Origin of the sequence: Armatimonas sp., assembly GCF_031410135.1 — a bacterium.
In the GTDB taxonomy this organism is placed as follows: domain Bacteria; phylum Armatimonadota; class Armatimonadia; order Armatimonadales; family Armatimonadaceae; genus Armatimonas.
Window position 1 is genome coordinate 1 of record NZ_JANNYP010000032.1, and the last position, 1,062, is coordinate 1,062.

2 pseudogenes are annotated in these 1,062 nt (G+C 62.6%); both read left to right on the forward strand.

The window, feature by feature from the left end:
* A pseudogene (locus RMO15_RS01150) lies at positions 1–370 on the forward strand (ATPase); the annotation flags it as partial.
* Positions 371–540: 170 nt separating this feature from the next.
* A pseudogene (locus RMO15_RS01155) lies at positions 541–1,062 on the forward strand (hypothetical protein); the annotation flags it as partial.

A 1,062-nucleotide genomic window follows, 5' to 3' on the forward strand; every position in this document is an offset into this window, starting at 1 on the left:
TATTGCGCCGGCCGTGGGTGAGGGCGCGGCGGCGGAGCTGGATGCCTACAAGAAAGTCTACCGCGAGCTCCCGAGCCTGGAGGCGATCTTAAGCGGCAAGGGGAGCAAGATCGCTTACCCGGAGGAGCCGAGCGTGCGCTACGCGGTTGCGATTGGCCTCACCGCACGGGCAAAAACGCCCGAGCAGGCACTCCACGGCTTTCTCTGGCTGGCCGAGCGTGCCCCCGCCGAGTGGGTACAGCTCTTTATCAGCGATCTTCTGCGGCTCTGGCGTGCCCAAGGCCGGATGGGTGAGCTAGCGAATCTCTTTGCCACCGAGCCACGCCTCAAAAACCTGGCCGCTGAGTACCTGCAGCTGATGGGCAAATGAGAAAACCCATATCGGGCGTTTGGTATCGCCAGCCAGGACGGAGATCGTCCCGCTATGGGGCCATTGGGCGCCACCGAGTGCCTCGTCGGTAAATTTCCGAGCGGAGCGAGGCGGCCAAAGGCCCCATAGCGGGACGATCTCCGTCCACGCTAACCGTCGAGGATTAAGACATGGATGATAAGACGTTAAACGACCGGCTCTCGGGTGCGCTCTTGCGCCTGCGTGTCCGCCAGCCGTTTTTTGCGGCACTGGCGCTCTTTGCCGGGTCGGTGCTCTCAGATGCCATCCCGACGGCAGCAACCGACGGGCGACGGATTTTCTGGAACCGGGCGTTTCTGGCGGGGCTGAAGAGCGAAGAAGTAGACGGGGTGCTTTTGCACGAGGTGCTCCATGCGGCGCTCCTTCACGTGACGCGCCGAGGGCATCGCGATCCTCTGATATGGAACCTTGCGGCGGATATTGTCGTGAACGGGATGGTGGATGCCGCCAAGCTCAAGCTGCCCCAGGGCGCGATTCGGGAGAAGAAATGGGAGAAGCTTGCCGTTGAGGAGGTCTACGAGCTGCTGGAGAAGAACGCGATTAAGCTCACCCTCAGCGCGGACTGGCACGACTTGCTGCCACCCGGAACGGGGAGTGCGGAAGAGCTTACCGCACACTGGCGAGCGGCGCAGGCTCAGGCAAAAGCGCTGATG